General features: G+C 39.0%; 24 protein-coding genes and 1 pseudogene. 7 read left to right on the forward strand and 18 right to left on the reverse strand.

Annotation, left to right across the window (positions count from 1 at the left end):
* The first annotated feature begins 210 nt into the window (after window positions 1–210).
* On the forward strand, window positions 211–1,062 hold the full coding sequence (locus ACXAEO_RS13385; RefSeq protein ID WP_474881800.1) for a glycerophosphodiester phosphodiesterase: 852 nt from the start codon (window positions 211–213) through the stop codon (window positions 1,060–1,062).
* Window positions 1,063–1,235: 173 nt separating this feature from the next.
* Here the strand turns inward: ACXAEO_RS13385 and ACXAEO_RS13390 are convergent, their stop codons facing one another.
* The 6 genes and pseudogenes from ACXAEO_RS13390 to ACXAEO_RS13415 form a co-directional block, all read right to left on the reverse strand.
* Window positions 1,236–2,471: a hypothetical protein gene (locus tag ACXAEO_RS13390; protein WP_474881802.1), complete on the reverse strand. Its 1,236-nt coding sequence runs from the start codon at window positions 2,469–2,471 to the stop codon at window positions 1,236–1,238.
* Between the two features lie 201 nt (window positions 2,472–2,672).
* Entirely contained in the window at window positions 2,673–3,338 is a 666-nt protein-coding gene (locus ACXAEO_RS13395) for an MOSC domain-containing protein (RefSeq protein ID WP_474881804.1), read from the reverse strand.
* A 232-nt stretch (window positions 3,339–3,570) separates the two neighbouring features.
* Window positions 3,571–4,310 (reverse strand): annotated as a pseudogene (gene yidC, locus ACXAEO_RS13400) (membrane protein insertase YidC).
* Window positions 4,311–4,342: 32 nt separating this feature from the next.
* Window positions 4,343–4,627, reverse strand: coding sequence for a hypothetical protein (locus ACXAEO_RS13405; RefSeq protein ID WP_474881806.1), 285 nt, complete (start codon window positions 4,625–4,627; stop codon window positions 4,343–4,345).
* Window positions 4,628–4,896: 269 nt separating this feature from the next.
* Window positions 4,897–5,394, reverse strand: coding sequence for a PTS sugar transporter subunit IIA (locus tag ACXAEO_RS13410; protein WP_474881808.1), 498 nt, complete (start codon window positions 5,392–5,394; stop codon window positions 4,897–4,899).
* A 259-nt stretch (window positions 5,395–5,653) separates the two neighbouring features.
* Window positions 5,654–6,280 carry an FMN-dependent NADH-azoreductase gene (locus ACXAEO_RS13415; protein WP_474881810.1) on the reverse strand — a complete coding sequence of 209 codons (627 nt, stop codon included), beginning with the start codon at window positions 6,278–6,280 and terminating at the stop codon, window positions 5,654–5,656.
* A gap of 265 nt (window positions 6,281–6,545) precedes the next feature.
* Between ACXAEO_RS13415 and ACXAEO_RS13420 the strand changes: the two genes are divergently transcribed.
* On the forward strand, window positions 6,546–6,923 hold the full coding sequence (locus ACXAEO_RS13420) for a transporter (protein ID WP_474881813.1): 378 nt from the start codon (window positions 6,546–6,548) through the stop codon (window positions 6,921–6,923).
* 3 nt (window positions 6,924–6,926) lie between these two features.
* Here the strand turns inward: ACXAEO_RS13420 and ACXAEO_RS13425 are convergent, their stop codons facing one another.
* Complete coding sequence (locus tag ACXAEO_RS13425; RefSeq protein WP_474881815.1) at window positions 6,927–7,508, reverse strand: hypothetical protein; 582 nt, start codon at window positions 7,506–7,508, stop codon at window positions 6,927–6,929.
* Window positions 7,509–7,770: 262 nt separating this feature from the next.
* On the opposite strand from ACXAEO_RS13425, the gene ACXAEO_RS13430 reads away from it, so the two are divergent.
* Window positions 7,771–8,940: an FtsW/RodA/SpoVE family cell cycle protein gene (locus ACXAEO_RS13430; RefSeq protein WP_474881817.1), complete on the forward strand. Its 1,170-nt coding sequence runs from the start codon at window positions 7,771–7,773 to the stop codon at window positions 8,938–8,940.
* A gap of 97 nt (window positions 8,941–9,037) precedes the next feature.
* On the opposite strand, the gene ACXAEO_RS13435 is transcribed toward ACXAEO_RS13430, so the two are convergent.
* On the reverse strand, window positions 9,038–9,196 hold the full coding sequence (locus ACXAEO_RS13435) for a hypothetical protein (protein ID WP_474881819.1): 159 nt from the start codon (window positions 9,194–9,196) through the stop codon (window positions 9,038–9,040).
* Window positions 9,197–9,327: 131 nt separating this feature from the next.
* Between ACXAEO_RS13435 and ACXAEO_RS13440 the strand changes: the two genes are divergently transcribed.
* Window positions 9,328–9,483, forward strand: coding sequence for a hypothetical protein (locus ACXAEO_RS13440; protein WP_474881821.1), 156 nt, complete (start codon window positions 9,328–9,330; stop codon window positions 9,481–9,483).
* A gap of 90 nt (window positions 9,484–9,573) precedes the next feature.
* On the forward strand, window positions 9,574–9,741 hold the full coding sequence (locus ACXAEO_RS13445) for a hypothetical protein (RefSeq protein WP_474881823.1): 168 nt from the start codon (window positions 9,574–9,576) through the stop codon (window positions 9,739–9,741).
* A gap of 58 nt (window positions 9,742–9,799) precedes the next feature.
* Here the strand turns inward: ACXAEO_RS13445 and ACXAEO_RS13450 are convergent, their stop codons facing one another.
* The 3 genes from ACXAEO_RS13450 to deoD form a co-directional block, all read right to left on the reverse strand.
* Complete coding sequence (locus tag ACXAEO_RS13450; protein WP_474881825.1) at window positions 9,800–11,251, reverse strand: SulP family inorganic anion transporter; 1,452 nt, start codon at window positions 11,249–11,251, stop codon at window positions 9,800–9,802.
* A 264-nt stretch (window positions 11,252–11,515) separates the two neighbouring features.
* Window positions 11,516–12,859 (reverse strand): hemolysin family protein, encoded by a 1,344-nt coding sequence (locus tag ACXAEO_RS13455; protein ID WP_474884149.1) that lies wholly within the window; start codon window positions 12,857–12,859, stop codon window positions 11,516–11,518.
* Window positions 12,860–13,080: 221 nt separating this feature from the next.
* Entirely contained in the window at window positions 13,081–13,782 is a 702-nt protein-coding gene (deoD, locus tag ACXAEO_RS13460; protein WP_474881827.1) for a purine-nucleoside phosphorylase, read from the reverse strand.
* 340 nt (window positions 13,783–14,122) lie between these two features.
* On the opposite strand from deoD, the gene ACXAEO_RS13465 reads away from it, so the two are divergent.
* Window positions 14,123–14,275, forward strand: a complete 153-nt coding sequence (locus ACXAEO_RS13465; protein ID WP_474881829.1) for a hypothetical protein — start codon at window positions 14,123–14,125, stop codon at window positions 14,273–14,275.
* A 97-nt stretch (window positions 14,276–14,372) separates the two neighbouring features.
* Here ACXAEO_RS13465 and ACXAEO_RS13470 read toward each other — a convergent pair whose 3' ends face one another.
* From ACXAEO_RS13470 to ACXAEO_RS13500, 7 genes are all read right to left on the reverse strand, one after another.
* Window positions 14,373–14,696, reverse strand: a complete 324-nt coding sequence (locus ACXAEO_RS13470; protein WP_474881831.1) for a hypothetical protein — start codon at window positions 14,694–14,696, stop codon at window positions 14,373–14,375.
* A 182-nt stretch (window positions 14,697–14,878) separates the two neighbouring features.
* Window positions 14,879–15,385, reverse strand: a complete 507-nt coding sequence (locus ACXAEO_RS13475) for a hypothetical protein (protein WP_474881834.1) — start codon at window positions 15,383–15,385, stop codon at window positions 14,879–14,881.
* 68 nt (window positions 15,386–15,453) lie between these two features.
* The gene (locus ACXAEO_RS13480; RefSeq protein ID WP_474881836.1) at window positions 15,454–16,065 is read right to left on the reverse strand and encodes a phosphatase PAP2 family protein; all 612 of its coding nucleotides are present in this window, start codon (window positions 16,063–16,065) and stop codon (window positions 15,454–15,456) included.
* Between the two features lie 66 nt (window positions 16,066–16,131).
* Window positions 16,132–16,269, reverse strand: coding sequence for a hypothetical protein (locus ACXAEO_RS13485; protein ID WP_474881838.1), 138 nt, complete (start codon window positions 16,267–16,269; stop codon window positions 16,132–16,134).
* Between the two features lie 63 nt (window positions 16,270–16,332).
* A complete protein-coding gene (locus ACXAEO_RS13490; protein WP_474881841.1) occupies window positions 16,333–17,103 on the reverse strand; it encodes a sporulation protein in 771 nt (256 codons plus the stop codon).
* Window positions 17,087–17,923 carry a serine/threonine protein kinase gene (locus ACXAEO_RS13495; RefSeq protein WP_474881843.1) on the reverse strand — a complete coding sequence of 279 codons (837 nt, stop codon included), beginning with the start codon at window positions 17,921–17,923 and terminating at the stop codon, window positions 17,087–17,089. The genes ACXAEO_RS13490 and ACXAEO_RS13495 overlap by 17 nt, the downstream gene beginning before the upstream one ends.
* Before the next feature lie 13 nt (window positions 17,924–17,936).
* Window positions 17,937–18,161, reverse strand: coding sequence for a hypothetical protein (locus ACXAEO_RS13500; RefSeq protein WP_474881845.1), 225 nt, complete (start codon window positions 18,159–18,161; stop codon window positions 17,937–17,939).
* Window positions 18,162–18,319: 158 nt separating this feature from the next.
* On the opposite strand from ACXAEO_RS13500, the gene ACXAEO_RS13505 reads away from it, so the two are divergent.
* The gene (locus ACXAEO_RS13505; protein ID WP_474881847.1) at window positions 18,320–19,450 is read left to right on the forward strand and encodes a DUF2515 family protein; all 1,131 of its coding nucleotides are present in this window, start codon (window positions 18,320–18,322) and stop codon (window positions 19,448–19,450) included.
* Window positions 19,451–19,461: the final 11 nt, after the last annotated feature.

The raw sequence follows: 19,461 nt of genomic DNA on the forward strand, positions 1-19,461 counted from the left end.
AAATTGCAGATATCACTCATAATCGGGGGCGGTTTTTTGTTATATATAAATCGATCTAGACCATTTGAGGTCCCATTCAAATGGTCTCAATAATCATTGTCCATGTTCTTGAATCAAATGAAGCTGTGTCAAGTTATTAAGTAGAATATATAGAGACAATTGCCACTAAAACGATGCTCATGAGATCATAATTATTTGGAGGGATGTTATTTGATTACATATAAATGGATGCTACTATTAACAGCTTTCGTTTTCACACACTCTCTTTCACCTTCTTTAGCACTTGAACGGGATGTTCTCATCATTGCCCACCGAGGCGCTTCTGGATATGCCCCAGAACATACCATTAAAGCTTATGAACTCGCTGTCCAGCAAGGCAGCACTCATTTGGAAATTGACCTACAAATGACAAAAGATGGAACATTGATTGCACTTCATGATAAAAAAGTAGATCGGACAACGAACAAAAGCGGACTAGCAAAACAATTGACATTAGAACAAATAAAACAGCTCGATGCCGGTTCTTCCTTTAATCACTTAAACCGCCAACAAGCAAAGGCGGACTACGAAGGGTTGCAAATTCCAACCCTTGAAGAGATTTTCCAAACGTTCGGCAACACCCATCACTATTACATCGAAACAAAATCACCTAATGAATATGAAAGAATGGAAGAAAAACTACTTCAATTGATGGATGTTTATCATCTATCGCCAGAGCAAGTATATATTCAGTCATTTAGTAAACAAAGTCTACAAAAACTAAAAACATTAAACCCTTCCTTACAGCTTATTCAGTTGCTCCCTTCACACCATTCTCGGTTTATTACCAATCATCAATTAAAAGACATTAAAGAATACGCTGTCGGTGTAGGAGCGGACGCCCGTTTGTTAACGAAGCCATACATTCAAGCAGTGCATGAAGCAGGTCTTCATATTCATCCATATACAGTCAACGATGAGAAGCAAATGAGACAACTCATTAAATGGGGAGTAGATGGAATTTTTACAAACTACCCTGACCGCTTAGCCCGCATCACTCAAGAAAATAAGGTCAGAAAATGATAGTTTTTCTTCTGATTCAAAATGGCCCGTTTATAAAAAATCATTCGTATTACTGCTCTTCGTAACGCTCCATCTTACGGGGGTGTTTGAAAAGAGAGCGTTTTTCTCTTTTCAAACACCCCCGTACGTTTATTTCCCTGCTCATTCCCCCACATTTCTTAACAGCTGAAAAATCATTTTCCGCTATTGCTTTGATGAATAACTATCACTTCGTCCCAATTATATTGACCATAATAAGAGACAGGGACATCCAGATAGCGAACCCAAATGCGCTTTTGACGTCCACTGCTACTTCCTAACCAAACAAACGCTTTTTGGCGATCTGACCGTATCCATGCTAATTGATTAACAGAAGATAAATAAATAGGGTGAAAGTCTCCGGCATTTTTGGGTGGAGCAGTAATTCTTTTTTGCTCGTTTGCGTTTAAAGATAGCTGATACAAAGAAGGCAATGGACGCTTATTTGTATCATTGCTCCACTCTGCTTCTTCATCCCTAGAAACCGTGATGGTTTCATTATTATGCCATGTAAAATCCCAATCCACATAGCCCTTTGGTGTCACCGCCTCTTTCCCCATCGTCGCTAATTCCTTTATCGTCAATCTTTTGTTTTGGGTCGCAATCCTTCCTTCTCCATTAATAAAACCAACAGTCGCCTCCTCACTCGCCCAATTCATCCATTCTTCTTTATTAAGCATTTTCCCAAGCTGTTGAAACTTCCCACCGTCGGCCGACAATAAACAAAGCGTATTGGAGTCAGCTGACCAAGACGCAGTCGGGACGGCGATGAAGCTAAGCCATTCCTTATTAGGTGACCATTTAAAGGCACTTGTCGTTACTGCAAAAAAATCTTCAGACGGTTTCGGAAGTATAAAGAACAACCGGCTTTTTTCAAAATTTAAATTTGCATCAATTGGCACTTCAAAAAGTTCTGTCTGTCCCCATCCGTTTGGACGAATTTTAGCCCCACTTGTCACGAGCAGACGCTTTCCGTCCGGAAACCAAGAAAACTGATCGACTCCTGTAATAACCGGTACAGATTTGTTCGTCTTCAAATCATGTATATGAAGGATTCCATCTGTCAGATAGGCGATTTTCTCTTCAAGCGGCGACCACCTGGCCACTTGAACATGTTCAGCAATTTTTTGATTAAAGCGATCCTGAATCAGATTTCGAACATATAACGCGTCTTTTCGGTAAAAGGAAACAACGTGTCCATTTTGAGACCATTGCGGATGCGACATATTGCCGGTGTACGAAAGACGATATTCGCGTTCTTGCATCTTTACCCATACATCTCCCCTTCGAATAAACGCAATTTTTAAGGGGGATTCACTCGCTTCAGCTTTACATGGATATAAAGACAGCAAGGCAAACAATGTAATTAGGCACTTTTTTATTTTCTTCATCTCTTCCATCCTCCTCTTTCTATTTTGGGATGATGGAAAACGTTTCATGTATTTTTCCTCAAAAAAAAGAAGGGCGACTGATGAACCGCTCCTTCTTTTCATGATTGAATGCCGTTACGCCTTATACCATGATAAGTAACGCCGGCCCATATGGGATTATATGGAGTTGTTTGTAGTTTAAAGTATGAAATGGGTTTCATGTCAAGATGTTTCATCCATTTTTTTCATCTCTGCTAAACGTTCCTGAAATTTACCTCTCCACGCTTCGGCTAACACCTCTACTTCTACAAGCTTTTGTAAACCTTCTTCATTTTGCTTATCTTTATATTTAATATGGTTAGCAAATGCAACAGAAACCCCATTCGGATGGCGTTCAACTAGTTTCAATACCTGTCCCGGCTCAATAGCACCTTCCTTTAATACCCGAAAATAAAAACCGGAATATCCAGTCTCTTTCACCATGAGAGGCAAACGCGGTTCTGCCCATTTGACCGACAGCTTATAACATGGCTGCCTCGGTAGACTCACTTGAAATAAAGCTTCCCCCATCTGATAAATATCTCCAATCATAATTTCTTCTTCCGTCGCGCCTAAAATCGTCAAATTCTCTCCAAAAGCTCCTGGACTTAAAGGGCGTTTCAACATACTTTCCCAATAAGCGTAGTGCTCCATACAATATATACAAACTGCCTTATCAATCCCTCCATGAACTGTTAAATCCGCTTGTCCGTCTCCTTTTACACCAAGCTGTGAAACAAATACACGTTTGTTCACCGGTGTTTTAAAAATTCCCGTTTGAATAGCTTTCTTTTGAAAAAGCACTTCTTTCGGCATACCAATGTTAATTGATATAACTTTCATCTCCATTACACATTGCCCCCTTCCGTAAATGCTATTAGTATACAAGTTCTCGAACTGATCTTTTGCATACAAATGCACAGTGCCTTCTAAAAGAACGTAAAGAAAAACGAAAAAAGAGCAACTGACAAGTATTACAGCCCCTGTCAGTCACTCTTCTCCTTAAGCAGTTTTATAAAGCAACAGAGCATCTTACTACGTCAAGAAAATATACTCTACTTATTTATCAATACTTTCACCATTACGCGCTTTTTTGCAGAAGAGCCATTCGTTTTTTCAAATAAATCCCTTGAGCAATCCCAAAAAGATTTCCGATAACCCAGTAAAGCGCCAATGCTGAAGGCAATGTAACCCCCGCAATCACAACAAACAGCGGCATAATGTACATCGTAATTTTCATTTGTGGAGGAATATCATCTGTCATTCCTACTTTTAGCTGAATGAATGTTGTGACGGCAGCTATAATTGGTAAAAGGAAAAATGGATCTGGATTCCCCAAGCTTACCCATAAGAACGAATGGTCCGCAATCGCTTCCGTACGTCCGATCGCATAATAAAATGCCATAATAATTGGAAATTGGACGAGCAGCGGCAAACATCCTCCAAGTGGATTAATGTTGTGCTTTTGGTACAATTCCATCATTTCTTTTTGCATTTTTTGCTGTGTTTCCATATCTTTTGATGAATATTTTTTACGTAACTCTTCCATTTCTGGGCGAAGTGCCTGCATTCCCATTGTACTTTTTTGCTGTCTCATAATGAGCGGAAGCAAGACTAAACGAATAATAATTGTAACAATGATAATCGATAAACCGTAGCTGCCCCTGCTGCTTCTGCCACTTTCGTTAACAGTAACGACATTGGATAGACGAAGTAATGGTTCCACACGCCCGTGCTCTCTGATGTAATGGGTTCATTTAGATTACACCCTGCTAATATAACAAGTAATAGTGAAGCTAAAACAAAAACTTTGCTCTTCATCTTTTTCTCTTTCCTCCAACATATTTGATTAGTTATATACAAGATCCTGTTTGAAGGAAAAGACGTTCTTCACCATCATCTTGTTTGTCCGTTTCTTTTACAGGCTTTCGAACAAATAGGTAAGTGAATCGCCACAAATAGCGAAGAGATACCCATTTGCTTTGTTCGTACACGCTCGTTTCTCGTTGCTGATAACTCGAGCTAGCCGCAGGACGCACCACATAAAGATGGCGGCATAAAAAGAAAACGAGGACAATTAAAACGATCGGACTCGCATATAGCGCGTACAACAATAGTAAATCACTGTAGATTTCCATATAGTAGATGCTCTCTTTCACGATAGCTTTTCAATCCAACATTTTCTATTTTAACACACTTTATTACCGTTTACGCAATTAAGCTCCATGTCTTCTTGTTTTACGTTGTCACCCGAAGAAAGTTTCATGCATCTATGAAAAAAACCTAAGATACGCACTCTTTGCGCACCTTAGGCCTTGGGTGGTCATCATATTACACAATGTGACAAAAAATATGTTAATTACATTATATTTGTTTCGACATATTTCGTCAACCGTTTATTTTCTGATTATTTCGCCACAACTTTCAAGCATGGTGTGGAACCTTTTTCTACAGAACCATCCGCCAACATTTCAAAGCTTTCCATATTATCTGTATTTGTAATAACAATTGGAGTGATGGTACTTTTCGCTTTTTCTTTCACCAAATTTAAATCAAACGTCACAAGCGGTGTTCCTACTTTTACTTTATCGCCCTGACTTACATGTGCTTCAAACCCTTCTCCGTTCATCGCTACTGTTTCCAGTCCGATATGGATAAGCACTTCAACACCAGCATTCGTTTTTAATCCAATTGCATGTTTCGTATGAAACAATTGAATAACTTCTCCGTCTACGGGAGACACAACTTGTCCATCAGTCGGTTCAATGGCAAAACCATTTCCCATCATCTTTTGAGAAAACACTGGATCTGGCACAGTTTCAATTGAAACAACTTGCCCTGTTAAAGGTGCTGCAATAGTAACGTCTTTCTGACTTGTTTTTCCACCGAACAATTTTTTAAACATAACTTTCACCTTTCCTTTTCTATGTAATTACTACTATAATACCCATCCGCCCCTTTGAAAAAACAAAAAAGCATGAACGATGGGCACATCCCATCTGCCACGCTTTCTCGTTTAACATCTTCCATTAAATCACAGTCGAAAAATGTTTGCAATGAAAAAACTTTTCATTCTTCATTAAAAAGATTAGCAAATTTTATTTGTTAGAAATCGCCTATCCCTTACAAAATGTTACTCCATCAAAAATGATTTGATGAACAAATTAGAAAGTTTGAGCAAGTTCTTTTGCTTTTGCTGCTGCACCTTCCAAAATAACTTCAGCATCGGCAGGAGCTGCCGCCATACCTTCAGCAGCAATGACCGTAAAGTCTTGAATACCTAAAAAGCTCATAACCGCTTTTAAATAGCTTTGTGTATGTTCCATCGGTGCGGCCGGTCCTTCAGAATAAATCCCTCCGCGTGCTTCCAATAAAACAACTTTTTTATCGCCTGCTAATCCGACAGGACCGTTCTCTGTATATCGAAACGTTTTGCCTGCTACTGAAATGGAGTCAATGTACGCTTTCATTAACGGAGGAAAGCCAAAATTCCACATCGGAGCTGAAAATACCACTTTATCTGCCGCTAAAAATTGATCTACTAGTTCCCCTAATCGAGTTACTTTTTTCGCTTCTTCTTCTGTCATATCCCCGCCAGTTGCTAGTTTACCCCAGGCATTTAATACATCACGATCAATTAAAGGAACGTATGTGTTATACACATCTACTACTTCAACTGTATCATTTGGATTGGCTGCTTGATATGCATCTAAGAATGTATTCGCCAATCTTGCTGAAAAAGACATTTCATCTGATTTCGGATTTGCTTTTACATATAATACTTTTGCCATGTTTCTCATCCTCCAACGTTATTAAATTATTTTTATAGAGATATTTTAAATGAAATATTTTTAAATCGAGATATATTACAAAAAAATATAAGACATTTACGTTCAAAGTAATTATCTCAACTTCAAGATTTATTATACAACTACATTTTTCATTTCGTCAACACTTTTATTTTGATTTTTAAATGGTTCTGCACAAACGGACATTCACCCACCCCCCCTTTTTTTCATATAGTATGTTAGTCATATAATGGAAAGGAGCAATACTATGTATCGTCAAAATATTCCCGGATTCGGTTTTCCACCTGGACCTCCTCCTGGCACCGGTTCTCCTGGAGGTCCTCCTCCAGGCGGTGGTGGGCAGCAGCCGCCTCTTCAGCCTCCCCCGTCTTTCACCCCTTCTCTTAGTGAAGCGCAATCCCTTCAAGGGACGAAAAACGGAGTTAGCACATATGCAGTAGACTCTGGGGCATTTCGCGGTTGCTTATACCGCTACACATATGTTTGGATGCGAAGCGGCCGTTCTTTCTGGTTCTACCCTACTTATATCGGCAGACGCTCTGTCGCTGGTTATCGCTGGAATGGATTCAGATGGAACTATGTCGGATTTGATACGAGAAGAGTCATTGCATTCCGTTGCTATTAATCGTTATTTCCCAACAAACAACCCATCATTATTATGGCGGGTTGTTTGTTTTTTACGAGTAGAAAACAAACTATTCGCCCAACGTTCATATACATAGAAAATGAAAATCAAAGGAATACCGACGATAAGAGGGTTCAGCACCATTTTCCGAAAAGCTACATGATAATAATAAGGAATTTCAGCCGTAATCATTCCGAGCAACCAAAATAAAAAAACAGTACATACAATTAATAGAACGGTTATATAACTTTCGCCTCTATCAGGTGCGAGGAGTGAGGCCACCGCTGTCCCTAATGGAGCGCTGAGAAGGCCTCCGCACGCCCCTGCTGACCATGCTATAAAAGAATGAGGAACACCAACAATCATCCCTGTTAACATGCTTAAAATAAGACTGAGAATGATGCTTTTTTCATCATGCATATTTGTCAGCAAACTGACTGAAGTGGACACCAAAAAGCCTGTCATCATACCAGCAGCAAGCGCAGCTGTTGCTCCTGTATACTTCGTAATAAAAAGGCTGTAACGACATAAATAAACGAAAATCCATATAAATAATAGAGCAACTATGCCAAACAGCAGGGTCATCTCTCTCCCTCCCCCTATAGTTTTCTTTTATATCAATTCATTATAGTTCTACTATATGCAAGGATTAATAGATTTAGTCTTATTCGTTTAGATGAACCTTTACATGAGCACTCAAAGATTTTTTCTAACCTATTCGACAAGGCTGTTCTTTCGTCATGCCGAATGTTCTAGACTGATTTATATAGAAAGTTTCACTTTATGTTATTAATTAATTAAGGTATAATAATGTGCTGTATACATCCCAAGTTGTTAGGTGGATAATATGAGTAATAACCAACAAAATGTGAGTAAATTTGATTTAAATTTAGCGTTTATTCTCTTTTTATTTTTCTGTGTCAGTTGTATTGCCATTTATAGTGCACAAACCATTGGGCAATATGGCGAAAATTTTTTAGTTAAACAAATTATTTGGTATGTCGTTGGATCCATTATCATTTCATCTGTTATGTTTTTGGATTCAGAGCAATTTCAAAAGTTATCATGGTACTTATACGGGCTAGGGAATGCCTTGCTGGTCATCTTAATTATCGCTCCTTCTTCTATTGCACCTGTTATTAATGGAGCGAAAAGCTGGTTTAAGCTTCCAGGTATCGGTTCCCTTCAGCCGTCTGAGTTTGTAAAAGTGTTTCTTATCATTGCTTTAAGTAATCTGATTGCTAAACATAATGAGAAATATCGTGTACGGACGCTGCGCGAAGACTTTTTACTTTTGTTTAAAATGGGACTTACACTATTGCTCCCGCTCATGCTCGTTATGCAGCAGCCAGATTTAGGGACTTCACTCGTTCTGCTGTCCATTTTTTCAGGATTGGTATTCGTATCCGGCATTTCATGGAAAATTATTACACCTATTTTTGTCGGGGCATTTACGATGGGCGGCTCGATTTTAGCGATGGTTATTTATTTCCCGTCGGTTCTTGAAAAATATTTGGGCGTAAAACAATATCAGCTCGGTCGCATCTACTCTTGGCTGGACCCATACAGTTATAGCGGTGGAGAAGGCTATCATTTACAGAAATCTCTCCTTGCCATCGGTTCTGGCATGGTTAATGGAAAAGGATTCACAAATGGCGAAGTTTATTTCCCAGAAAGCCATACCGATTTCATTTTTGCAGTCATCGGGGAAGAGTTCGGCTTTATGGGATGCAGCATTGTGATCAGTCTGTTTTTTGTGCTCATTTATCATTTAATTAAGCTGGGTCTTGAGACGAAAAATGATTTTAATTCTTACTTATGTGTAGGCGTTATTTCCATGATTACGTTCCACGTATTCCAAAATATTGGAATGACAATTGGTGTCGTTCCAATTACGGGGATTCCCCTACCTTTCATTTCTTACGGCGGAAGTTCGCTAATGGGAAATATGTTAGCAATGGGACTCATGTTTAGTGTTTCCTACCATTATAAACGTTATATGTTTAGTTCAGAATAACCCGAACGCAGCTGTCAAATAAGTTCTACGCATGCTTTTAATAGAGAGAACCCTTCCCTCCATTCTTTTTACTGAATGGAGGGAAGGGTTCTTTTCCTTACCGAACAATATCGCCCATTTTCCCCTCAGGATCACTAATTGTTCCTCGTTCTAATTCTATTATAGCTTCTTCATGTCCAATTTCTCTTTCTCCAGATGTGCGAACATTTAAAATATAGCCATCCCCGTCCCGACGTACGGATTTAATGGTTTCCATTAAAGAATCAGCTCCTTTCCTTCCCGTAGTATGGCTGTTCCTTTCGCATTTATTCTAACGCACGCAGTGAAGGTTTAGGCTTGTTGCATGAGGGTATATCATTAAAAAGAGCGAGAAGGAAGGAATTTAATATGTCAGCTATGAAAATAATAAAAAAGAAAAAAGACCCCCGTCCGGCCAAACCTCGAATTACTTTATTAAAAGCCGCCGCCTACCTCGTTATGTTTTTTGGGGTTGTATGGTTTTTAATTATTGCCGTTCGATTTTTATTTACAACTGTCTTTTAAGAGAGGAATTTCCTCTCTTTTTATGTTACAATAAAGGAAAACGCTTACATTTAATTGAATTTTCACTCTTTGGCAAAGGAGATGGTTGACATGATGGATTATCAATATCGCCGCATGGCCCATGAATTAGCGACAAAACAACGAGACGACATCATAAACGACGCCAATAAAGAGATGAAACAAACCGTACTTCAATTTGAGCATTTTATAAAAAAAGCCACTTTAAGCATTGTCGCTTTTTTTCAGAGCCTTCATTAAATATATACAAAAAAACGGGCACTCTTAAAAAAGAAGCCCGTTTTTTACATTAACATTCTCAATGACCTGATACAGAATCTAAACCAATTCGGTTAATAATTGATTTACTTTCTTCATTTAACCCGGTCACAATCACGTCTTTATTATAACGTTTATATTTTTGTACGACTTTGGCAATCCCAGTTACAGCAGAGTGATCCCATACGTGAGAGTTTGAAAAATCAATATGAACGGTTTGCGGATCATGCTGATAGTCGAATAAATCTACAAAATGTGCCATGGTTCCAAAAAATAATTGGCCTGAAATCGTATAAACTTTCACACCTTCTTTGCTAACAGCTGTTGATTTAATTTGGGCCATTTTCCAGCCAAATACAAGCGCACTTAACACAACGCCTAACCCTACACCAAGAGCTAAGTTATGTGTGTATACGACAACGGCTACTGTTACAACCATAACAACGGCATCTGGCAATGGATATTTTTTCAAATCTTTAATAGATTGCCAGTCAAACGTACCAATCGATACCATAATCATAACCCCGACTAATGCTGCCATCGGAATTTGGGTAACAACATCCCCTAATACAATAATCAAAAACATTAAAAACACACCAGCGGTCAACGCAGATAAGCGTCCACTCCCACCTGATTTTACATTAATAACCGATTGTCCAATCATTGCACAGCCAGCCATTCCACCAAAAAAGCCCGTTACGATATTTGCAAGTCCTTGACCTTTTACTTCACGGTTTTTATCACTTTTCGTGTTCGTAAATTCATCTACAATGGTTGCTGTCAATAAAGACTCTAAAATACCTACGATGGCAAGTGGAAACGAATATGGCAGAATAATCATAAGCGTTTCCCATGATAGCTCAACCATTGGGATGTGGAAAAGCGGGAAAGTTTTTGTAATTTCCCCCATATCTCCAACGGTCTTTAAATCTAAACCTCCAAAAATCGCGACAGCGGTCATAATAATAATCGCGACAAGCGGAGACGGAACAACTTTCGTTATAAGTGGAAAAAGATAAATAATGGCAAGCGTTCCCGCTACCATCGCATACATCATCCAGTTTGCCCCAACAAAATGGGGAAGCTGGGCCATGAAGATTAAAATGGCCAATGCGTTTACAAACCCAATCATGACGGTTTGCGGCAAGAACGTAATAAATCGACCTACCTTTAAAACACCTAACAAGACTTGAATAATACCTGTCAGTACCGTGGCTGCAAATAAATACTCAATACCATGGTCTTTGACAAGGGTAATCATTAATAAGGCCATTGCTCCTGTTGCTGCAGAAATCATTCCTGGACGTCCGCCAGCGAACGCAATCACCACGGCAATACAGAAAGAAGCGTAAATACCGACCATTGGATCTACTCCTGCGATGATTGCAAAGGCAATGGCTTCAGGAATAAGGGCCAACGCTACCGTCATCCCGGCCAATACGTCTCCCCTTATATTTGAGAACCACTCTTGTTTTAATGTTGCTGTGTTCACTCACATCACCTCTATTTAGTTTTATGGTTTTCAACTCTCATGAAAACCGGGGCCGTTTTGAACAAAGAAAAGAATAACATACTTTTCATACGATGAAAATCTAAGTGAAAGCGGATAACATCCCGTTTTTCCGCTTTCTTCTCCTTTTTCCTCGCTTATGCTCATTAAAATCATCATTTTTCGAAAGACGAAAAATATTTTTGAACCTACGCAGCTTGTAATCATGAAAAAACCTGTCAAGACATTGCCTTAACAGGTTGTGTTTTAATCTGTTTCTACCATTTCTCGTTCTTCCAATTCCTTTTGACTTAACGAAGGATCATATGTTACTTCAATCCATCGAACATGATGTCCATCCAACTCTTTCACAAGAAACTGGTAATCCCCGAAAACGATAATGTCTCCTTGATTCACATCATATTTTTCAGTTAATACCCATCCGCCGATCGTATCAACATCTTCATCGTTAATATGTAGCTCAAACATATCATTGACTTCGGAAATTAATACTTTGCCGTCTAGGAGCGTTTGAGAATCATTTAGTTTTTGAATCATCGGAAGTTCATCCGTATCAAACTCATCACGGATTTCTCCCACAATTTCTTCTAAAATGTCTTCAACCGTTACAAGTCCTGCCGTTCCTCCGTATTCATCAACTAAAATGGCCATATGAATCCGTTCTTTTTGCATTTTCAGTAACAAATCATGGATCGCAATAGACTCAATAACTTGAATAATTGGGCGCACATACTGTTCCATCGTCTTTGTCCGGTCTACGTTGTGCACGACTACATCCGTAAAGACTTCCTTCATATTAATCATACCGACAATATGATCTTTATCTCCATCAATGACTGGATAACGTGTATATTTTTCTTGCTTAATGATTTCAAGATTTTCTGCGATGGACTTCGTTTTATCCAAAACAGTCACTTCTTTTCGAGGGACCATAATTTCTTTGGCGATACGATCATCGAATTCAAAAATATTCTCAACATAATTGAATTCCGATTGATTAATTTCGCCACTTTTATAACTTTCGGATAAAATGAGGCGAAGCTCTTCCTCTGTATGGGCAAGCTCATGTTCACTTGCCGGTTCAAGTCCAAATATTCTCGTGACAAAGCGGGCCGAGCCGTTTAGGAACCAAATAAATGGATACATCACTTTATAAAACCAAATAAGAGGCTGCGCTGTCCAGAGACTGACTGTTTCTGATTTTTGAATGGCTAACGTCTTCGGCGCAAGCTCACCAACGACAACATGTAAAAACGTGATGACGCCAAAAGCAATCGCAAACGATAAAATGCTGGCAAGCGCTGGGCTCACATTTAATTTTTCAAACAAAGGATGGAGTAAATGTTCAACCGTTGGTTCACCCAGCCACCCTAATCCGAGTGATGTTAAGGTAATTCCAAGCTGGCAGGCTGATAAATATTCATCTAAATTATCAATAATTTTTTTGGTTGCTGCCCCCTGCTTGCTTCCTTCTGCTACAAGTTGGTCAATTCGAGAAGAACGGACTCTTATAATGGCAAATTCCGATGCAACGAAGAAACCAGAAAAGGCAATAAGAACAGCTACCATGACTAAATTAAATACTTCCAAATCATCAATCATACAGTACGAACTGTATGATGTACACCTCCTATGACTATGTATGTTTTAGTATATCCGAATCGAATAAAAAACACTATATAAAACGATGATGCGCATAAAAGGCGGGAAAAACGATTTTAGCTCTATACTAAAAAGGGCTATTGAGCAACAACTCTCAATAGCCCTTTTAGTGGGACGATGCATCGGCGAACATTCACAAAGCATGTTTGTTATTTTACAGAAGCTTCAAGCGCCACTTCAATCATTTCATTGAATGTTGTTTGACGCTCTTCTGCTGACGTTTCTTCACCTGTCAAAATATGATCGCTGACCGTCAATACAGATAAAGCATTTCGACCAAACTTAGATGCAAGTGTATAAAGAGCCGTTGTTTCCATTTCGACTGCCAGTACGCCGTAACGCGCCAACTTCTCAAACTGTGCATCCTCATTGTAGAACTGATCTGCTGTAAATACATTCCCTACCTTTAAGTTTAACCCTTTTTCTGTGCCAGCATCATATGCCTTCTTTAATAAATCAAAGCTTGCTGTCGGAGCATAATCAATCCCCCCGAACGCGATGCGGTTCATTTGAGAATCGGTAGACGAAGTCATTGCTAAAATGACATCACGAACCTTTACATCTTTTTGAATGGCGCCGCATGTGCCAACACGAATCAAATTTTGTACATCATAGCTTTGAATTAATTCGTTTACATAAATAGAAATGGATGGAACACCCATGCCTGTTCCTTGAACAGATACGCGCTTCCCTTTATATGTACCAGTAAAACCAAGCATCCCGCGAACTTCATTATAGCATGTTGGGTTTTCCAAGAAAGTTTCTGCAATATATTTTGCACGAAGTGGGTCTCCTGGTAATAAAATCGTTTCCGCAATATCGCCCTTTTTTGCTCCAATATGTACGCTCATGATTTTCCTCCTCAGTTCGTATTCACTGCCACTTTACTATACCACAAAAACGGATAAACGGCGAAGTCCGTATTTTAGCGAACGCCGCTACAACAACTATAGCTTAGCCCATTACACTCATTTTCATTACGTCTTGTTTGCAAAATATGGGTGACTATTTCCTTCTTTGAAAGGCCATGCTATTAAGCGAAAGAGGTGATGAACCATGGCAAACCAAGCAATGAGCAAAAAACTCGCTCAAGCCGTTCAACACGCAAATGAAACCAATCCAAAATCAAGATCGAGAAATAAACCCGTTACATCAAAATCAGATAAAAAATTATAATAACAGGAGACACACATGGGAAAAAAACATCGAAATCGCATTAACGCACCAAAGAAAAACAATCATATTCCTCCGGAAGGAATTATTGCCGAACAGGAAGCTCACGGCAAAGAATATAGTGCCGAAAAACGAAAAAATGGTCCCGGCCATAATGGCAAGGACTACTAAACAACAAACATCACATACTACGCTTAAAATAGCATTCTGATTAAGAGAAGGGTAGCATTTTTTTGGAACGAATGCTTCCCTTCTTTTATTTATTCTTTTAACGGATATGCATTCGGTTAATAAGTTTCCATCCACCAGGTAAAAGCTTATAATAAAATTGACCTCTTGCTCCTTCATCAATTAAAAGGATATCGCCTGTGCTAATAAATCGTGCATTAAAATCTTCCGGAAGAGTATCTGCCACGTTGAACATCCGAAAGATTTTATGGATGGTTTCCTGATGACAAGATGCTGGAATAGCCAATCGATACACTTGACGATACCCTTTGTCTTCACCTTTACTTGGCGTTTGCATAATCGTTACATCATACGACACAGCTCTTTTGACAACTTTTTTTACATCAAGCAGTCTGCTAAACATATCCCCTTCCCCCTTCTTATTCCTTTTTATTTCCATTCTTCTGCTGAAATTAATTCGGAATAAGCTTTGTCGATTCCTTTATCTAATCTTTATAAGTTTTGTCGAATGAGAAATTTAGACAGTCATATCCCCTTTTATTCACCTTTTTAGGCTAAACGAAAACAAAAAAACCCAAGAGCAAGTTAACCTGCCTTTGGGTTTTTTATTGGATTCTTATATTCCTTTAATTGTGTGACTAGCTTTTGTTCAATGCGTTCACAAATGAGCCTCAAGCTGGAATCACTGATTAAATCATATTTCGTACACCGAACTGAAATAAAAAGAACCTCCCCTTTTGAACATGTTACCGACAAATCGGAAAAGAGCTCTAATTCTCCGGCAAGGTTCAGTTCATATGTACGCGGACCGCACAACATAGACGTTTTTATCACTGGAACACAACCTAACTCCTTTAATGTCTGAAGTACAAATGTTTCCGTCACATATCCTAACGTTCCGCTTAATATCGTCAATAGTTCCATATGCACATGTCCATAAAATCTCGGAATTTTGGAAAATAAAACCCGAATTTGCTCATGAATAGGTAATCCTTTTATTTGCTTTCCAAACTGGACGATTTCTGCTGATGCGGATTCATCCATTTGCATATGCAAGCGATTTATAAACAGCTTTCTAAATGATTGAATCATGATGTCTTCCTCCTTCTGATGCTCTATTGTTATATATCCCCTTCTTCCTCTTTTTAATCTTATTTTAATCATGATTTTTGCCGAACAAGCCAGGACATACTATACATAAAAGCAAATCCAGCACTGTAACCAGCTACTATGTCTGTGAAATAATGCACACCTAAATAAATTCGGCTAAATCCAATTAATAACACGAGCAGCACGAGAAAAACTGAAAGAAACTCACGGATAGCTCTTCTTTCTTGGATGTACACATGGACAAGAAAAAAGATTGCCCCGTAAAATGCCATGGAATTCATAGCATGCCCACTTGGAAAACTAAAATGGGCAGCCTCTACAAGCTGTTCCATGTCTGGGCGTAGTCGTCCAAATTGTTCTTTCAATTCCCAATTCAGTGTTCTTGATCCCCAAAACACAACGGTCAAAAAGACAAAGGCTCTCCCTTGTCGATATCCTAATAAAAGAACACCTAACAAAAACCAAAAGGGGGCCGTTACCTTCCATCCCCCAATATGAGTAATAATCGTAAAAAATTCCGTCAAGGCCTCCGTTCGAATATTCATCACCGCTAGTGTGACAGCTAAATCAAGCCTTTCCACAAAAGCCGTCTTATATGTGAAAGCAAGAAGAAAAAAAAGGACGATAGAAATGATAATAAATAAAAAATGGCGTCTTTTCATATGTAACACTCTTTCCTTCGACTGAAAAAGCATGCAATATTTCTCTGCATGCTTTTTGACTTCTCGTTATTTTTCTGTTGTTCCTTTATAATGTTCCGGTTTAGGAGCTTGATTTGCTACAAACTCATTGGAAAACTCCGGTTGAGTTCGTTCTGATTTAATAATTGCTTTTTGCTGCGCTTGGTTGCTTCGTTTATGTGACATACTACCTCCTCCTTTCACATACTTTTAATATGCGTGAAGGAAGAGAATTTATACGAAACAAGCTTAACTGTATCGCTGAATGACTTCTTGAAGCATTTGCTTAATTCGTGGAATTTCGTGATTGGTTACTTGAAAATGCACAATGGATTCATCCATATCAAGCGCCTCTGCAAATAAACCAGACAGCCCACGGGCGCGTCGGTCTACTTCCATAAAGACCTCAAATCGATCAGGACCATCTGGTAAGAAGGTTAGTTCTACTTCATCTAGCTTCCCATAAAAAGGGCCCTTTGTTGGAACAAATTCAAACTCTTGCATAAACGGCAAACGACGACGGATACGGCGCGGCGCTTCTTCGCATTCTACTTGACGTAAGCGAAATCCAATATCATTCATTGCATTGATGGATGCTTGGATGACAGGGCTTGGCAACACCTCCACATGATCGATATCGCGAGGATCGATGGCATTTTTAATATCAAGGCCTGTCGTTACCCATACACGCGTATTTCCCATCGTCACAGGTGTATCAATAGGCAAGTCAAAGGAAAAAGGAATGTCTTTTCGGTCACCTGGCTGAATCGTAAATGGATCATTAATCTTAAAACTATTCAAAATGACATTTTCTTTTACTTTTTTATCATCTTTTTCTCGGACATACGTCGTATACAAACGCAAGTAAATAGAATCAATATGCTGTTCCGTATTTCCCCCGTATACTTCGACGGTTCCCTCAATTTTTTCTCCTGCTGTTAACTGGGCCTTCACCAGCTTTGTATCAACAGTCGCCGCTCCAATACCAATTTGAGCCAATACTTTATTGAATAATGCCATATCTTTCCCTCCCACTCTCTTTATCGTTCAAGTAATTCATCAACTCTGTCGTAAGGGCGTCTATCCCATCATAAGGCAAATCCAACTGAAGCATTTTTCGAATAATTCGGACTAAAGATGGAGATAAATCCAGCTCTTCCTCCCAGCTTCGTTCAACCTCCGACTCAGATTCATAGCTAGAATAAAGGAGAAACAACATAAAATGCCCAAGTGCATAGAAATCACTTTGCACATTTATCGCTCTCATCAACTGCTTTTCGATCCATTCAGGTTCCATTTCCTCTGGCTCATCATGTAAAAAGCGCGCCAACCCAAAGTCAATGACAAAAATGTCACCTTCAACACTTAAAATGTTTGGAATTCGCAAATCCCGATGAACGATTCCTTGTTTATGAAAATAAGCTGTAATATGCAAAACTTGCAACACAATTTGTACGGCTTCTTTATCAGAAAAGGAGCGTCCTTCTTGGAAGATTAAGTCTTCAAACGTTTTTCCTTGAATATAGTCCATCACGATAAAATAGCCTTGTTCATTTCGAATTACATTATGAAGAGATGGGATATTAGGATGAGACAGAACTTGAAGCAATGTCGCTTCATATTCGAAAGCCTTTTTTCCTTTTTCTGTCTTAAACTTTGTTTTGCGTGCCTGTTTTACTACTACCTCGCCATGATTCGTTACATCAGTAGCTAAATACGAAATGCCATAACTCCCCATTCCAAGTACTTGCTTGATAGCATATCGATTAGCGATGATTGTCCCTTTTTTCATCGGGCGGTCAATCACTGCCGTGTAAATTCGCTCGACCAAATGATTCACTTTCTATCCTTCCTTAACTGCTGAAGAAGCTAGAAAAAAAACTGCCGCTTTTATGCTTTTTCTTATAATGATGATGGCCGTAGCTCCCATGGTGATGCGGTCTTTGATATGGGTGATGTTTTTTATAGTCACTGCTGCTGTAGTGACGAGCGTTTTTATATGAACGATGCTTCCGATAATCACTGCTACTGTAGTGACGATGGCTGCCGATAATGGATTTCAAGATTTTCTTTAGCATAATGTCCCTCTTTTCATTAGAATAAACTTATTTGCGAGAATAGTTCCTCAATCATCTGTATGTAAATATACGCACACATTTTTGGAAAGTTTCACTTTTATTCTCTTACCCGCAAAAAAATTTTAACCATCACAATGAAAAAGGAGGCGGTCACGATATTGAAACCCTTCTTCTCTTCCTTCCAACTTCTGTTTCCTAAATCAAAAATTACAGCCTCTGCTTTCGTCCTTACCCAAAAACAATACGATGATTTGCAGCATGTATATTCAACGATAAAAATAGAACCGACAAAAAATTGCTCTCCGCTTATCATTACAGGCAACGATATTGATATCGTAAAGTCAATTCGCACTACATCCGCTCATAGGAACCTCAATAACATCACACGTACAGAAGCATACTGGGAGTTTTTTGTCCGAAATCCAGAAATTCATTGGGCCTTCCTCGCTCACCTTGTTTCCCGCAACGGAGGTTATCATATGACAGATTTAAAAGGAGAGTTAACGGGAGAATTCCTCCCTCCTTCTAAACAGCAAGCCTTTTTTCATTTTTTTGAACGTGCTAATGCCCTTATTTTCCACGACGCCTTTCCCCAGCTTTTGCTGTATGAAAAAAGCAAACAGCAAAAGCGGAATCTCTTCCACCTATTACCAGCGTTTTCCATTTCCAAATTCATGTCTGTTATGTGGAACCATTATTGGCAGCACCAAAATGCCCATCTTCTTGCACTGTCTCTCATTATTAATGAGCAACATTATATTGAACAGCGGCTTATCTCTTCTTCTTACTCGAAAAACGTATTGAATACATGGCAATATGCATTGCAAAATGTATTTGGATTTACCCAAGTCATACTGCCTTATTATGAACAAGAAAATATCCGTTTATCAGGAACCTCTGTTCAATATTTTGAATCGATTTCAAAACGAATTGAAATTGGCCAACAACTGTATAGTCTTCTTTTTGGTAACGACAGCATAAAAAGGAAAGCTGTCGAATTTGCCAAGCAACATCCTCATACAGGCTCGCGAATGGACTATGCCCCTTCTTGTTTCACATTAAAAAAAGAACGCATCCGCAAAATTTACAGTCCGCCTCTTCACTTAGCATGGGAAGAGGTGAACCATACATTTTTAGACCGCTCCGATTGGTTTTGCCGCTACCCTATACAAAAAAACTGGTTCACCATTCCTTCTGTAACAAAAACAGATATTACAGACGAGCATTTCAAAGGTCTTCAATCTCTTCTTCTTATTAAAGACCATTTTTCTCCACTACTTTCTTTTTAAAAGGCAAAGCG

This window comes from Bacillus sp. ABA4_010 (assembly GCF_056159105.1).

Excerpts from the sequence above, each read along its gene's own strand:
- ACXAEO_RS13390 (WP_474881802.1), bottom strand. The coding sequence starts at position 2,471 with ATGAAGAAAATAAAAAAGTGCCTAATTACATTGTTTGCCTTGCTGTCT.
- ACXAEO_RS13395 (WP_474881804.1), bottom strand. The coding sequence starts at position 3,338 with ATGGAGATGAAAGTTATATCAATTAACATTGGTATGCCGAAAGAAGTG.
- ACXAEO_RS13405 (WP_474881806.1), bottom strand. The coding sequence starts at position 4,627 with ATGGAAATCTACAGTGATTTACTATTGTTGTACGCGCTATATGCGAGT.
- ACXAEO_RS13410 (WP_474881808.1), bottom strand. The coding sequence starts at position 5,394 with ATGTTTAAAAAATTGTTCGGTGGAAAAACAAGTCAGAAAGACGTTACT.
- ACXAEO_RS13415 (WP_474881810.1), bottom strand. The coding sequence starts at position 6,280 with ATGGCAAAAGTATTATATGTAAAAGCAAATCCGAAATCAGATGAAATG.
- ACXAEO_RS13420 (WP_474881813.1), top strand. The coding sequence starts at position 6,546 with ATGTATCGTCAAAATATTCCCGGATTCGGTTTTCCACCTGGACCTCCT.
- ACXAEO_RS13425 (WP_474881815.1), bottom strand. The coding sequence starts at position 7,508 with ATGACCCTGCTGTTTGGCATAGTTGCTCTATTATTTATATGGATTTTC.
- ACXAEO_RS13430 (WP_474881817.1), top strand. The coding sequence starts at position 7,771 with ATGAGTAATAACCAACAAAATGTGAGTAAATTTGATTTAAATTTAGCG.
- ACXAEO_RS13435 (WP_474881819.1), bottom strand. The coding sequence starts at position 9,196 with ATGGAAACCATTAAATCCGTACGTCGGGACGGGGATGGCTATATTTTA.
- ACXAEO_RS13440 (WP_474881821.1), top strand. The coding sequence starts at position 9,328 with ATGTCAGCTATGAAAATAATAAAAAAGAAAAAAGACCCCCGTCCGGCC.
- ACXAEO_RS13445 (WP_474881823.1), top strand. The coding sequence starts at position 9,574 with ATGATGGATTATCAATATCGCCGCATGGCCCATGAATTAGCGACAAAA.
- deoD (WP_474881827.1), bottom strand. The coding sequence starts at position 13,782 with ATGAGCGTACATATTGGAGCAAAAAAGGGCGATATTGCGGAAACGATT.
- ACXAEO_RS13465 (WP_474881829.1), top strand. The coding sequence starts at position 14,123 with ATGGGAAAAAAACATCGAAATCGCATTAACGCACCAAAGAAAAACAAT.
- ACXAEO_RS13470 (WP_474881831.1), bottom strand. The coding sequence starts at position 14,696 with ATGTTTAGCAGACTGCTTGATGTAAAAAAAGTTGTCAAAAGAGCTGTG.
- ACXAEO_RS13475 (WP_474881834.1), bottom strand. The coding sequence starts at position 15,385 with ATGATTCAATCATTTAGAAAGCTGTTTATAAATCGCTTGCATATGCAA.
- ACXAEO_RS13480 (WP_474881836.1), bottom strand. The coding sequence starts at position 16,065 with ATGAAAAGACGCCATTTTTTATTTATTATCATTTCTATCGTCCTTTTT.
- ACXAEO_RS13485 (WP_474881838.1), bottom strand. The coding sequence starts at position 16,269 with ATGTCACATAAACGAAGCAACCAAGCGCAGCAAAAAGCAATTATTAAA.
- ACXAEO_RS13490 (WP_474881841.1), bottom strand. The coding sequence starts at position 17,103 with ATGGCATTATTCAATAAAGTATTGGCTCAAATTGGTATTGGAGCGGCG.
- ACXAEO_RS13500 (WP_474881845.1), bottom strand. The coding sequence starts at position 18,161 with ATGCTAAAGAAAATCTTGAAATCCATTATCGGCAGCCATCGTCACTAC.